Consider the following 13,678-nt stretch of genomic DNA (forward strand, 5'->3'; position numbering starts at 1 on the left):
CGGGCGTGCCCGGCTCCCCGTAGAACACCGGCCATGAGAAACCGTCTCATCATGTCCATGCTCACCGGAGCGACCCTCCTGGCCGGCACCCTCCTCGGAGCGCCCCCGGCCCGGGCCGCCGAGACCCCGGCCCGGGCCGCCGACACCCCGGTCCAGGCCCAGGTCCCCGGCGCCCCGGCCGAGTTCGGCACCGACTGGCACGATCCCCTCACCGCCGCCCCGCCCGTGACCGGGCCCGGCGGCAGGACCTGCCGGGTCACGCTCGCCCGGGCCCGGTTCCGTGACTTCACCCCGTACAGGGGCACGTACACCCCGCCCGAGACCTGCGGCGACCGCTGGAGCAAGGTCGTCCTGCGGCTCGACGGCAAGGTGAAGGGACGGCAGTACGACCGGCTCGGCCACCTCCATGTCGGCGGCGTGGAGATCCTGCGCACGTCCACCCCGCAGCCCTCGCCCGACGGCATCGAGTGGTCCGTGGAGAAGGACGTCACCCGTTACAGCGACACCTTCCGTGCCGCCCGGGACGTGGAGATGCTCATCGGCAACGTCGTGGACGACACCTACACCGGCGTCATCGACGTCGAGGTCACCCTCGTCTTCCACACCCGAGGCCCCGCTCCGCGCCGGGTCCCCGACCGGGTGCTGACCCTGGAGGAGACGGCCGACGGCACCACCCTCACCACCCCGCGCAACAGCGAGCGTGTGGTCGCGGAGGTGTACGCCACCGGATCGGGCGGCGGATGCGAGGAGTACTGGTACCTGACCGTGCCGGCCTCCGCGCCCTACTCCTGCAAGGCCGACGGCGGCCCCTACCGCGAGGTGCAGATCCGCGTCGACGGGCGATTGGCCGGAATCGCAGCCCCGTTCCCGACCGTGTGGACGGGCGGCTGGTCGAATCCCTTCCTCTGGTACGTCGTTCCGGGGCCGCGTGCCCTGGACGTCAGGCCGATCGAGTACGACCTCACGCCGTTCGCCGGGCTCCTCAACGACGGCCGCCCGCACCGCGTCGAGGTGTCCGTCACCGGGGTTCCCGAAGGGCGGAGCGGCTGGAGCACGCCGGTGAACGTGCTGGTGTGGCAGGACACCGGCCGCGCCCATGTCCCCGGAGCACTCGTGTCGGCCCGGGCCGACGGCCCCGGCGGCGACTCCTCCTACACGCCCGGACCCGAGCACCGTCTGGACACCGAGGGCCGGCACGCACTGACCGTCGCCGGTCATGTCGACACCTCGCACGGCCGGGTCATGACCACCGTCTCCCGGGTGCTGGCCCACACCTCGGTCCACCGCTGGACCGACGGCGAGGCGGCCGACGGGCTCGACGCCGTGTGGACCGACGCCGAGACACGCACCGTGGACGGGCCGGGGCCGGCCCGTACGACCCGCACCCTGCGGACGTACACGATGGACGGCACGACGACGATCGGTGCCGCGGACCGGCTGCGCACCGTGCTGACGCTCGGCGACCGCGCCACGGTGGTGGAGGCGCGCGGCGGCGTCCGCACCGCCTGGTCACGGCTCGACGACACCTACGCGGGAGACGCCACGTACACGACCGGCGTGCCGCGCGACCAGCGGCACGCGGTCGGCACCACGAGCGAGCGCTACCGGCTGTACGGCTCGGCGGGCTGCCACGACCGCACCCTGACGACGGTTCAGGGCGTGCTCACCCAGGACCGTCTGCGCTGCTGATCCGGCAGGATCAGGGGGCGGGGACGCGGCCGGACGGCCACGGGGCACCCCGAGAAGCGATCGAGGCGCTCCGGGCGTCCCCGCCCCTCGCCGCGGCCGGAGGGCTTCAGCAGCGGCCCTCCGCCGCCCCGTTCACATCCCCGTCGATGAGAGTGTCCAGCAGCCCCCGCAGCAGCGTCCGCTGATCGGCCGTCAGAGGGGCCAGGATCTCCTCCGCGGCCGAGCGCCGCGCCTCGCGCAGTTCGCGCAGGGCCTTGCGGCCCTCGTCGGTGACCTCGATCCGGATCACGCGGCGATTGGCCGGATCGGGCACCCGCCGTACCCTCCCGCTCGCCTCCAGCCCGTCGACCAGGGACGTCACCGCGCGGGGGACGACCTCCAGCCGCTCGGCGAGATCCGCCATCCGGGGCGGCGAACCGAAGTGCGCCAGGGTGCGCAGCAGACGGGACTGGGCCGGAGTGATGCCCAGGTCGCGGCGCTCCAGATGGCGTTTCTGGATGCGGTGCACGCGGCGGGTGAGCCGCAGGAGTTGCTCGGCGAGCAGACCCTCGGGATCGGGGGTGGTCATGCGGGAACAATATCAGGACCTCGTTCATTGTGAGTATAGGTAACAATGAGCTAGGATCCGTCAGCGATCGTCGGCGGCCCTCCGCCCAGGGGGACCACCGGCCCCACCTCACTCCGTAGGAGCCCATGCATCCCGACAGCCGGCCCGCCTGGACCCCGCCTGCCGACACGGGCGAGCAGCCCCGGCAGGTGCGCCGCATCCTGGCCCTCTTCCGCCCCTATCGCGGCCGCCTGGCCGTCGTCGGCCTGCTGGTCGGCGCCGCCTCGCTGGTGTCGGTCGCCACGCCCTTCCTGCTGAAGGCGATCCTCGACACGGCGATCCCCGAGCGCCGCACCGGCCTGCTCACCCTGCTCGCCCTCGGGATGATCCTCAGTGCCGTGCTGACCAGCGTCTTCGGTGTCCTGCAGACGCTGATCTCCACGACGGTCGGCCAGCGCGTCATGCACGATCTGCGCACCGCCGTCTACAGCCGGCTCCAGCGCATGTCGCTGGCCTTCTTCACACGCACGCGCACCGGCGAGGTCCAGTCCCGTATCGCCAACGACATCGGCGGCATGCAGGCCACCGTCACCTCGACGGCCACCTCGCTCGTCTCCAACCTCACCGGCGTGACGGCCACCGTCGTCGCGATGCTCGCCCTCGACTGGCGGCTGACCGTCGTCTCGCTGGTCCTGCTGCCGGTGTTCGTGTGGATCAGCCGAAGAGTGGGCAACGAGCGCAAGAGGATCACCACCCAGCGGCAGAAGCAGATGGCGGCGATGGCCGCCACGGTCACCGAGTCGCTCTCCGTCAGCGGCATCCTGCTGGGCCGCACCATGGGGCGCGCCGAGTCGCTGACGAAGTCCTTCGAGGACGAGTCCGAGCGCCTGGTCGAGCTGGAGGTCCGCTCGAACATGGCGGGCCGCTGGCGGATGGCCGTCATCACCGTCGTCATGGCCGCCATGCCCGCCGTCATCTACTGGACCGCCGGTCTCGCCCTGCACACGGGCGGGCCCGGTGTCTCGCTGGGCACCGTCGTCGCGTTCGTCTCGCTCCAGCAGGGCCTGTTCCGGCCCACCGTGAGCCTGCTCGGCACCGGTGTGCAGATCCAGACCTCGCTGGCGCTCTTCCAGCGCATCTTCGAGTACCTGGATCTGCCGATCGACATCACCGAGCGCGAGAGCCCGGTCCGTCTCGACGACATCAAGGGCGAGGTCCGCTTCGAGGGTGTCGAGTTCCGCTACGACGGCGACGACCGGAGCGGCCCGGTGCTCGACGGCATCGACGTCACCGTCCCCGCCGGCAGCAGCCTCGCGGTGGTCGGCTCCACGGGCGCGGGAAAGTCCACGCTCGGCCATCTGGTGCCCCGGCTCTACGACGTGACGGGCGGCAGGGTCACCCTGGACGGCATCGACGTGCGCGACCTGGACTTCGACACGCTCGCCCGGGCGGTCGGGGTCGTCTCGCAGGAGACGTACCTCTTCCACGCCTCGGTCGCCGACAACCTCCGGTTCGCCAAGCCCGACGCCACCGACGAGGAACTGCACGCGGCGGCGAGGGCGGCGCAGATCCACGACCACATCGCGTCGCTGCCCGACGGCTACGACACCGTCGTCGGAGAACGCGGCCACCGTTTCTCCGGCGGGGAGAAGCAGCGCCTCGCCCTCGCCCGCACGATCCTGCGCGACCCGCCGGTGCTGATCCTCGACGAGGCGACCAGCGCCCTGGACACCCGCACCGAGCGCGCGGTCCAGGAGGCCGTGGACGCGCTGTCGGCCGACCGGACCACGCTCACCATCGCCCATCGGCTGTCCACCGTTCGGAGTGCCGACCAGATCCTGGTCCTGGACGCCGGCCGGGTGGCCGAACGGGGCACGCACGAGGAGCTGCTGGAGCTCGACGGACGGTATGCGGCACTGGTCCGCCGGGACGCCCGACTGGAGCCGACAAGATGAAGATATGCCGGGTTTGGGGAGATATGCGGGTTACCGTGCCCGCATGCAGATGAACACTCCGCCACGGAGCTCGATCCGGCTGACGCGCCGGGGCCGTATCGTCCTGATCGCGACCGGGGCCGTCGTGGCCGGTACCGCCGTGGCGGTGCCGCTGCTGGCGGCCGGCGGCGAGCAGCCCGCCGAACCCACCGCGCTGGTGATCCCCGAGGGCTGGCGGGCGAGCCAGATCTACGCGGCCGTCGACAAGGCCCTCGAACTGCCCCCGGGAGCCACCAGGAAGTCCCTGGCCAAGGCCGGCCTCCAGCTGCCCGGCGACGCCGAGGGCAACCCCGAGGGCTACCTCTTCCCGGCGACCTATCCGCTCCGGGAGAAGGCGACGCCGGAGTCGATGCTGTCGGCCATGGTCGACACGGCGAACAGGAAGTTCAACGGAGCGCCCGTCGCGGCCGGTGCCCAGCGCAACGCGATGAACGTCTACCAGGCCGTCACCATCGCCAGCATCGTCCAGACCGAGGCCGCCTCCGAGGCCGACATGGGCAAGGTGGCCCGCGTGGTCTTCAACCGTCTGGAGCGCGGTATGCCGCTCCAGATGGACTCCACCCTCAGCTACGCCCTCGGCCGCTCCGGCCTCAGGACCACGCCGGCCGACACCCGGCTGGACAGCCCCTACAACTCCTACCAGCGCATGGGCCTGCCGCCCACGCCGATCGCCAACCCCGGCGAGAACGCCATGCGCGCCGCCATCAGCCCGACGCCCGGCGACTGGCTGTACTTCGTCACCGTCAAGCCCGGCGACACGCGGTTCACCGCCGACTACGCCGAGCACCAGCGCAACGTCGCCGAGTCCGCCGCCCGGCAGAAGAAGGGCACCCAGCCCGCGAAGTGACCGGGCGGGGCGTCACGCGGCGGCGGCCGGCTCCCCGGCGAGCAGCCGCCTGATGTCCCGCACGGCCGAGCGCCCGGCGCGGTTGGCGCCGATCGTGCTGGCCGACGGTCCGTACCCGACGAGATGGACCCGGGGGTCGGCGACCGCGCGGGTGCCCTCCACCCGGATCCCGCCCCCCGGTTCCCGCAGCCGCAGCGGCGCGAGATGGTCGATCGCGGCACGGAAGCCGGTCGCCCAGAGAATGACGTCGGCGGCCACCCGCCGGCCGTCGTCCCAGGCCACGCCGTCAGGGGTGATCCGGTCGAACATCGGCCGCCGGTCGAGGACACCGTCCCGCAGCCCCTGCCGGATCGCGTCGTTCAGCGGCAGCCCGGTCACCGACACCACGCTCATCGGCGGCAGCCCCTGCCGCACCCGGTCCTCCACGAGCGCCACCGCCGCCCGGCCCGCGCCCTCGTCGAAGGGACCCTCGCGGAACACGGGCGGCCGCCGGGTCACCCATGTCGTCGCGGCCGCGTACGGGGCGATCTCCAGCAGATGCTGGGTGCCCGAGGCGCCGCCGCCCACCACCACGACCCGCTGCCCGGCGAACTCCTCGGGCCCCGGGTACCGCGCCGTGTGCAACTGCCGTCCCCGGAAGGTCTCCTGGCCGGGGTAGCGCGGCCAGAAGGGGCGGTCCCAGGTGCCGGTCGCGTTGATCAGCGCCCGGGTCGCCCAGGTGCCGGCCGGGCTCTGGACGAGCAGCCTCCCGTCCGCGCCCTCGCGCACCGCGCCGACGTCCACGGGGCGTCGTACCCGCAGGCCGAAGGTCTGCTCGTACGCGGCGAAGTACTCGGAGACCACCTCCGAGGAGGCACGTCCGGGGTCGGCGCCGGTCAGTTCCATGCCCGGCAGCGCGTGCATGCCGTGCACCTTGCCGTACGTGAGCGAGGGCCACCGGAACTGCCAGGCGCCGCCCGGGGCGGGGGAGCGGTCCAGCACCACGAAGTCGCGCCCGGGCCCGAAACCGGTGCGGCGCAGGTGATAGGCGCTGGACAGGCCCGCCTGACCGGCGCCTATGACGACGACCTCGACCTCATGCGTGTTGTTCACGTTTCCACCAACGCGGCGGACCCACCCGGTCTTCCCGCGGCCGAGGAGGCCGTCCCTCCCCGGGCCGAAGAAGCCGTACGGAGCCGGACGCACGCCGATGAGCCAGGATGGGGGCATGCCAGACGCGTTCACCACCCGAGTGCTGCACATCACCTCCGGCTCCGCGGAGCGGATCGTCGACCTCACCGCGGACTGCGAGGACTTCCTGCGGCAGGCCGCCGCGGGCCGTGACGGCCTGCTCAACGTCTTCGTCCCGCACGCCACAGCCGGCATCGCCGTCATCGAGACCGGCGCCGGCAGCGACGACGACCTGCTCGCCACGCTGCACACGCTGCTGCCCGCCGACAACCGCTGGCAGCACCGGCACGGCAGCCCCGGCCACGGCCGTGACCACGTCCTCCCGGCCCTCGTGCCCCCGCACGCCACCCTCCCGGTCGTCGGCGGCCGCCTGGAGCTCGGCACCTGGCAGTCGGTCTGCCTGGTGGACACCAACAAGGACAACCCGGAGCGCACGGTCCGGCTGAGCTTCCTCGGCTGACCGTGATCACCGTCTGAGGGACGTGCCGCCACTTCTTCGTGCCGGGCGGGCTCATTCCCTGAGGCCGGCCCTGGTGCAGGGACTTTGAAGCACTGCAGGGTCGACGGCGCGCACCCGGTGCGGGCACGCCGACGCCGCCTCCCTCGGAAGTCATCTCATCTGGCTGGTCGGCGGCAGCCGGCGAGCCAGGCGACGGACCGCTCCACGGCCCGGCGATGACGGCCCAGACGGGTGGAGGAGCCGGTGCCGCGTCGGGCCGGGCGGTGGGCGATGCCCCGGCTGCGGAGCCGCTTCCGCAGGTGGCGGTGGTCGTGTCCCTTGTCGCCGTGCAGCTTGCCGGGCCTGCGGCGGCGCGGACCGCGACGGCGCGGACCGCGGCGGGGCGGATCGCGACGGGGCGGATCGGCGGGATGCCCCGCACGAGCGGCTCCGGGCCCTGGCTGTCGTGCGTGTTCGCACCCGGGGCGCCCACCGGCAGGGGCAGCCCGGTCCGCTCGGTGATCAAGCGGATCTTCGACCCGCACTTGCCGCGTGCGCCCGTCGATCAGTTTGTCCCGTCGACGCCGGGGCCGTCCGCGCCGACGACGGCGTCCGCTTTGACGGACTGTGAGTCGATCACCCCGGCGGCGGAAGACTGCCCGCCCCGCCCGCGCAGCCAGGCCGGCACCACCGGCAGCAGCGGCCGGACCACGCCCCGCTCCGCGTCCGCCATGTCCGAGGGAGACCGCCGCACACGTCTTGGGTGATCGGCCGCATTCCCGGACCGGCGAACGACACAATCACCTGACGAAGAAGCCGAGTTGAACTCAACCGGCGCGAGCGCGCAGGACTGCCGCAACAGAGTCTCCTGGATCCCGGTCGGCTTCGCGGCCTCTTGGCGGCTCGGGGACAACGGCTGATCGAGCCTTGCTGCCGCCTTCGCCGACGCGCCCGACGCGCCATCAGGTTGCGCAGGCAGCCACGGCGGTTCACATCCAGGACTGATTAACCCGTTCGCTCCCACTCCGCCGCTGCGCTCGGCGCAATGCACGCACTGCTGCGGACCTGCAGAAACGCCGAGAGGTGGTGCGGTTCTGAGTCTGACTGGGTGACAGATACGGCGACATGTCGCATTGCGGTGCCGGCGGGCCGGCGGTTGGCTCGGGCAGGCAGCACACCACAGGCGCCGCGCAGACAGCCCGGACGCTGCTCACCTGGAGGAACCATGCGCATCGCACGTGCCGGTCTCAGGACCGCCCTGGTCGTCAGCGCTCTCGCACTGTCCGCGCCGATTGCCGCAGCGGCCGGGGAAGGCGACGGCGACGTCCGTATCAGTCCTGAAAAGGCGTCACCGGGCACCACGGTCACCGTCACCACCACCGCATGCGGCAACGAGGTCTACGGCAAGGGCGAGTCGGTCGCGGGCGGGAAGTTCCACCTTTTCAAGGGCGACCGCGAGGGCGTCCTCGAAGGTGAGTTCCAGATTCCCGAGGACGCCGAACCCGGCACCGACACCGTCACGCTCAAGTGCCCGCCACGGACCAAGGTCACGGCCGACTACGACATCGCCGGCCGCCCCAGCGGCGCGCTCGACGCCGGCTTCGGCCCTGCCGACGGCAACAGCGGCCAGCTCGCCGTCGGTGGCCTGCTGCTCGGCGCGGCGGTCGCCGGCGCGGTCGTCAAGACGCGCCGCCGCCCTTCAGGGACCCAAGCCTGACGCCGCGTACGCCCCACGGGCCCCCGGCCACCACAACGGTCCGGGGCCCGCGAGGGTTCCCCCTCACGTCGCCGCCCGCGATCCGCCGCCCAGCAAAGGCCCGCACCCATGCACGAATGTCCCAGTGCGAGCGACGCCGGCGCACCGTCGTCCGGCGCCCCCTCGTTCAGACTGCTCGCCTACGCGGCGATCGCCGGGGCCCTGCTGATGTCCAACGGGCTGCGTGACGACCACCCCCCGCAGCCTTCGTCCGCCCATGCCGTGCCCCCGTCCGCACAGCCGGCGCCCCGCCACGCGCCCGAGCCTTCAGCCGAAGTGCCCCTGCCGCCGTCGGACCCGGTACGGCTCCGGATTCCGGACATCGGCGTGGACGCACCCATGATGCCCCTGGAGCTGGACGGCGAGGGGACGCTGCAGACGCCACCCGCCGACAACCCCGGCATGGCCGGGTGGTACGCCGACGGCACGGCTCCCGGCGCAGTGGGGACGGCAGTGACGGCCGGGCACGTGGACACCCCGCTCGGGCCCGGTGTCTTCCACCGGCTCGGGGCTCTCGAACAGGGCGCCACCGTCGAGGTCGTACGCGAAGACCGCCGCACGGCCGTCTTCACCGTCGACGCGGTGGAGGTCCACGACAAGGCGGACTTCCCCGACGACAAGGTCTACGGCAATTCCGGTCGGCCGGAACTGCGGGTGATCACCTGCGGCGGCAGATACGTCAAGGGCACCGGCTATCAGGGCAACGTCGTCGTCTACGCGACGCTCGCAGGGGAGAAGTGAACGGCCGGCCCGGAGCAACCGGGTGCGAGCAGTCCCCGCGGGCGCGGGGACGACCGGTCGACCATGCCGGGGCCGGCGTGGACCGGCGGGCGATCCCGCGGAGTGGCCGGCGGCCGGCGCAGAAAGATCGTCGGGCCTCCGTTCCGGCCCGCGCGGATGTGGCCTGCCGGTCCGTCGCATCCGGCCAGTACCGTGGCGGTTGCCTCGACGGAGACCGGTGGACACCGGCAAGGACAACCCGGAGCGCACGGTCCGGCTGAGCTTCCTGGGCTTCCTGGGCTGAGCTTCCGGGGCGGGGCGGGGCAGGGCGGGGACGGCGGGCCGGACGGGGACGGGGGCGGAGATGGCATCGTGGAGCGCGGGACGCACGGTGGTGGAGTACGGCGCGGTCGGCGTGCTCGTCGGCGACGCGGCGGGCGCCTACCCGCACGGCAACTCGCTGCTCGTCCGCGGCACGGCCGAGTCCCTCGTCGTCGACCCCTCCCTGGCCCTCGTCGGAGCGCCGCCGCCCGCGGACCTCGTCCTGGTCAGTCACGCGCACGAGGACCACATCGCCGGACTCGGCGGCTACGAGTCGCCCGTCCTCGTCCACGAGGGGGACCTCGGCGCGCTGCGCTCCCGCGCGGTCATGGTCGCGGGGATCGGCCTTCCGCCCGGCGAGGCCGCCGCGGTCGACCGCATGATGCGGGACGAGTTCCAGGTCCGGGGACGCCCGGACGCGACGGGGTTCGAGGACGGCAGGGTGTTCGACCTCGGCGGGCGCACGGTGACCGTCGTGCACCTCCCCGGCCACACCCCGGGCCACAGCGGCTTCCTGATCGAGCCGGACGGTTTCCTGTTCGTGGCCGACATCGACCTGACGTCGTTCGGCCCCTACTACGGAGACCTCGGCAGCAGCCTCGTCGACTTCGAGGCGTCGATGCGCCGGTGCCGGGACATCGACGCCCGCTGGTACGGAACGTTCCACCAGAAGGGCGTGATCGAGGGGGCGGCGGAGTTCCGGCGCAGGCTCGACGCGTTCGCCGGTGTGGTGGCGAGGCGGGACGCCGCGCTGCTCGCGTTCCTCGGCGAGCCCCGCACCGTCGAGGAGATCACCGGACACCGGCTGGTCTACCGGCCCCACGTCGAGGGCCCCCATGTGGGGCCGGTGGAACGCAGAACGGCCGTGCAGCACCTGGACCGGCTCATCGGCGCGGGCCGGGTCGCGGAGGTGGAGCAGGGGCGGTTCCGGGCGGCATAGGGCCGAGCGGGTCCACGCGGGACGGCAGAGGGAGCCGTGCACGACCGCTCAGGGCCACGGAGGACCATGCGGGACCGCCGCGTGGACCGCGCAAGCCGGGAGCCGCCGTCCGGGTTCCGGCGGCGCGATGATCGAGTGGTGATCGCCTGAGGGCGGGCGTACGGTCGAACGGTGGACCAGCGGTGGAGATCTCCACCGGACCCTCGTGACGAGGGCGTGACGCCCATGAGCACTCCCCAGCCGAGCCCCGCAGAGCGCACCGCCACTCCTGAACAGGGTGGCGGCGGCAACGCGATGGCCCTGTTGGTCATCGCGTCCTGCCAGCTGATGGTGGTCCTGGACATCACCATCGTGAACATCGCACTGCCGGACATCCAGCGCGACCTGGACTTCTCCACCACCAGCCTGTCGTGGGTGGTCAACGCCTACACCCTCACCTTCGGCGGCCTGCTGCTGCTCGGCGGCCGGGCCGGCGACATCCTGGGCCGGCGGCGTGTGTTCATCTTCGGCGTGCTGCTGTTCGTCCTCGCCTCCCTGCTCGGCGGGCTCGCCCAGAACTCCGGGCAACTGCTCGGCGCACGCGCCCTGCAGGGCGTCGGCGGCGCCATCGCGTCACCCACCTCCCTGGCACTGATCAGCACCACCTTCCGCGAAGGCCCGGAACGCAACCGGGCGTTCGGGGTGTTCGCCGCGGTCTCGGCGGGCGGCGGCGCGATCGGGCTGCTGATGGGAGGGATCCTCGTCGAATGGCTGGACTGGCGCTGGGTGCTGTTCGTCAACGTCCCGATCGGACTGCTGATCGCCCTCGCCACACCGCGCTACATCAAGGAGTCCGAGCGCCACCCGGGGCACTTCGACATCGCGGGCGCGCTGACCTCCACCGCGGGCATGGTGCTGCTGGTGTACGGCTTCATCAGGGCCGCGCAGGACGGCTGGCGGGACCCCCTCACCCTGGCGTCCTTCGGCGGGGCCGTCGTCGTCCTCGTCGCGTTCGTCCTGATCGAGCGCCGGTCGTCGCAGCCGATCACGCCGCTGCACATGTTCGCCGACCGCAACCGCGCGGGCACGTACGGGATCATGCTGTGCCTCGCGGCGGCGATCTTCGGGATGTTCTTCTTCCTCACGCTGTTCGTGCAGAACGTGCTGGACTTCAGCCCGCTCGCGGCCGGGTTCGCGTTCCTGCCGGTCAGCGCGGTCATCGCGGTCGGCGCCGGACTGGCCTCGCGGTTCCTGCCCGTCTACGGGCCCAAGCCCTTCATGGTGGTGGGCGCCATCCTCGCGGCGGCCGGTCTCGCCTGGCTGACCCTGACCGACGTCCACTCCACCTACGCGGGCAGCGTCCTGGGCCCGATGCTGGTGTTCAGCCTGGGCATGGGCATGGAGTTCGTGTCGCTGACCCTGATGGCGCTGTCCAATGTGGAGACCCGTGAGACGGGCGCGGCGTCCGGCCTGCTGAACGCCACCCAGCAGGTCGGCGGGTCGCTGGGCCTGTCCATCCTCGTCACCATGTTCGGCACGGCCAGCGCCAACGAGGCCGACGAGCAGATCCCGCTCTTCCTGGAACAGGCCAACCCGGCCGAGCGTCTGCGCTTCCAGCGCACCGGGGAACTCCCACCGCCGTTCTCCGACGAGATCCTCACCGCCGGTGTGTCCGCGGCGTTCGTCATGGCGGCGATCTTCACGGCGGTGGCGGCGATCATCGCCCTGGTCGTCATCCAGGTGCGCCCCTCGGACCTGGAACGGCTGCAGGGCAACGGCGTGGGTCCCGGCCCCGGCTGACCGCCGGAGCCGAGGGGTGCGGTCGGGTCAGGAGAACAGCAGCCGCCAGGTCAGCGGCCCGGGCGAGCCGTCCGCGTCGCCGCGCAGCTCCGGCCGAGACTTCTGGAAGTCCCGTACGTTGAGCCGGTCGGCCTCGCCCCAGGAACGGCTGGGCCCGACCCGGTAGTGGTGGCCGAAACCCCGCTTGACCAGTTGCTTCCCGAGGACGAGCACATGGTCGTTGACCTCGCCCGGCTGGAAGAACTTGCGCCCCGGGAACTCGGGCGCCTTCGGCCTGGCGGCCTCCGCCGGCGGCGGTTCCTCCAGATCCAGATCCTCCCGGGCGATCTCCAGGAGCCGGCCGAAGTCGATCGAGCCGGGGTCCCCGTGGTCGTTCTCGGGGACATGCATGTGCCCGCACACGCCCTGGAAGTTCTGCCACTGCGCGCCGCTCATGCGCTGCCCGCCGCCCTTGCCGAACGACTTCGGGTACGACGGCCAGGAGCCCGGCCCGCTGAGCGGCACACCGTGCTCCTCGTGCATCCAGGACAGGAACCGCGCGATGCCGTCGACCGCCCACTGCGGGGCCTTCGGCCAGAAGACATGGGTGTGGCCAGCGTCCTTCCACTTGGCATGGGTCTTCGGGTCGCAGGTGCCGACCAGTTCCACCTGGCAGACGTTCAGGGTGTTCGTCTCGACGCCGCCCCGGAGGTTGGCCAGGGCCCGGGAGGAGACCTCGATGTCGAAGTGCTGGAACCACCTGAGCCGCTTGGCCTCGAAGTCGGGCACCGCGGTCAGGTTCGGCGCGGAGGCACCGCCGCCGTACCCCGGCAGTGTTCGGCCCTCGGTGGTGTGCAGGACGACGACGTCGACCTCCATCGGATCACCGGGGAAGTCGTCCTGGTACCAGTTCGCGCGACTGGAGCCGGGATAGCGCTGGGGACCGGTTTTCACGCTCATGCGCAGCCTTTCCGGGTCATGAGGACCCCGGCAGCTCCGAGCGCGGCCCGGGCCTCACCTGATGATGGCTCAGACAGGGTCCCGACCTGGGGGTATGACAGAATGTGACGCACTTGGACGGCACCTGATCGCTGTGCGACCGGGGTCAGACGAACCGCTCGCCCGGCACCGGCCCGGGCGGGTTCGGGGCCGTGCGGCCGCCCCGCAGCCGGGTTCCGTGTGCCGTCGCGGCCAGGGCGGCCGACGCCTCGCCGGAGCCGGCCGGCGTCCAGTCCTCGTCCTCGCGTGCGGGCGGCCGCGGGCGCAGCCCGGCCGCCTCGGGCGGCGGCCGCAGCCCGCGCAGGCCGGTGACGCGGGGCGGGGTGCCGGCGCGACGGACGTGGTGCGCTCCGGCATCCAGGTCTGCCGCCGCCGCACGGACGGCCGCCGCGGGACCTCGGGGCCGGCCGGAAAGGCGCGGCGGTGCCGGGCGGGGCCGAGGCCACGGGACACCGGGCGTCGCGGACCGGCGGACAGCGGTCCGGCGGACAGCGGTCC

12 protein-coding genes and 1 pseudogene are annotated in these 13,678 nt (G+C 72.6%); 8 read left to right on the forward strand and 5 right to left on the reverse strand.

Translation table 11 applies throughout. The features are described 5' to 3' along the window. Positions 1–33 precede the first annotated feature (33 nt). Entirely contained in the window at positions 34–1,689 is a 1,656-nt protein-coding gene (locus ACIQGV_RS06895) for a peptide-N4-asparagine amidase (protein ID WP_402491549.1), read from the forward strand. Positions 1,690–1,795: 106 nt separating this feature from the next. Here the strand turns inward: ACIQGV_RS06895 and ACIQGV_RS06900 are convergent, their stop codons facing one another. After that, positions 1,796–2,257 carry a MarR family winged helix-turn-helix transcriptional regulator gene (locus tag ACIQGV_RS06900; RefSeq protein ID WP_402491552.1) on the reverse strand — a complete coding sequence of 154 codons (462 nt, stop codon included), beginning with the start codon at positions 2,255–2,257 and terminating at the stop codon, positions 1,796–1,798. 125 nt (positions 2,258–2,382) lie between these two features. On the opposite strand from ACIQGV_RS06900, the gene ACIQGV_RS06905 reads away from it, so the two are divergent. Continuing rightward, positions 2,383–4,191 (forward strand): ABC transporter ATP-binding protein, encoded by a 1,809-nt coding sequence (locus ACIQGV_RS06905; RefSeq protein WP_402491555.1) that lies wholly within the window; start codon positions 2,383–2,385, stop codon positions 4,189–4,191. Between the two features lie 43 nt (positions 4,192–4,234). Further along, entirely contained in the window at positions 4,235–5,077 is an 843-nt protein-coding gene (mltG, locus tag ACIQGV_RS06910) for an endolytic transglycosylase MltG (RefSeq protein WP_402491558.1), read from the forward strand. A gap of 12 nt (positions 5,078–5,089) precedes the next feature. Here the strand turns inward: mltG and ACIQGV_RS06915 are convergent, their stop codons facing one another. Next, entirely contained in the window at positions 5,090–6,169 is a 1,080-nt protein-coding gene (locus ACIQGV_RS06915; protein ID WP_402491561.1) for an NAD(P)-binding domain-containing protein, read from the reverse strand. A gap of 115 nt (positions 6,170–6,284) precedes the next feature. Between ACIQGV_RS06915 and ACIQGV_RS06920 the strand changes: the two genes are divergently transcribed. Next, the gene (locus ACIQGV_RS06920; RefSeq protein WP_402491564.1) at positions 6,285–6,707 is read left to right on the forward strand and encodes a secondary thiamine-phosphate synthase enzyme YjbQ; all 423 of its coding nucleotides are present in this window, start codon (positions 6,285–6,287) and stop codon (positions 6,705–6,707) included. Between the two features lie 167 nt (positions 6,708–6,874). Here ACIQGV_RS06920 and ACIQGV_RS06925 read toward each other — a convergent pair. Beyond that, positions 6,875–7,239, reverse strand: a pseudogene (locus tag ACIQGV_RS06925) (IS5/IS1182 family transposase); the annotation flags it as partial. Between the two features lie 12 nt (positions 7,240–7,251). After that, on the reverse strand, positions 7,252–7,419 hold the full coding sequence (locus ACIQGV_RS06930; RefSeq protein WP_402491567.1) for a hypothetical protein: 168 nt from the start codon (positions 7,417–7,419) through the stop codon (positions 7,252–7,254). Positions 7,420–7,911: 492 nt separating this feature from the next. On the opposite strand from ACIQGV_RS06930, the gene ACIQGV_RS06935 reads away from it, so the two are divergent. The 4 genes from ACIQGV_RS06935 to ACIQGV_RS06950 all read left to right on the forward strand — a co-directional run bounded on the left by ACIQGV_RS06935 (position 7,912) and on the right by ACIQGV_RS06950 (position 12,202). Continuing rightward, the gene (locus ACIQGV_RS06935) at positions 7,912–8,403 is read left to right on the forward strand and encodes a sortase (RefSeq protein WP_402491570.1); all 492 of its coding nucleotides are present in this window, start codon (positions 7,912–7,914) and stop codon (positions 8,401–8,403) included. A gap of 108 nt (positions 8,404–8,511) precedes the next feature. After that, entirely contained in the window at positions 8,512–9,183 is a 672-nt protein-coding gene (locus tag ACIQGV_RS06940) for a class F sortase (protein WP_402491572.1), read from the forward strand. Between the two features lie 343 nt (positions 9,184–9,526). Next, on the forward strand, positions 9,527–10,423 hold the full coding sequence (locus tag ACIQGV_RS06945) for an MBL fold metallo-hydrolase (protein ID WP_402491576.1): 897 nt from the start codon (positions 9,527–9,529) through the stop codon (positions 10,421–10,423). Positions 10,424–10,717: 294 nt separating this feature from the next. Next, entirely contained in the window at positions 10,718–12,202 is a 1,485-nt protein-coding gene (locus ACIQGV_RS06950) for an MFS transporter (RefSeq protein WP_402492401.1), read from the forward strand. 27 nt (positions 12,203–12,229) lie between these two features. On the opposite strand, the gene ACIQGV_RS06955 is transcribed toward ACIQGV_RS06950, so the two are convergent. After that, positions 12,230–13,141, reverse strand: a complete 912-nt coding sequence (locus ACIQGV_RS06955; RefSeq protein ID WP_402491579.1) for a peptidoglycan-binding protein — start codon at positions 13,139–13,141, stop codon at positions 12,230–12,232. Positions 13,142–13,678 lie beyond the last annotated feature (537 nt).

This window comes from Streptomyces sp. NPDC093094 (assembly GCF_044754345.1).
Taxonomy (GTDB): domain Bacteria; phylum Actinomycetota; class Actinomycetes; order Streptomycetales; family Streptomycetaceae; genus Streptomyces.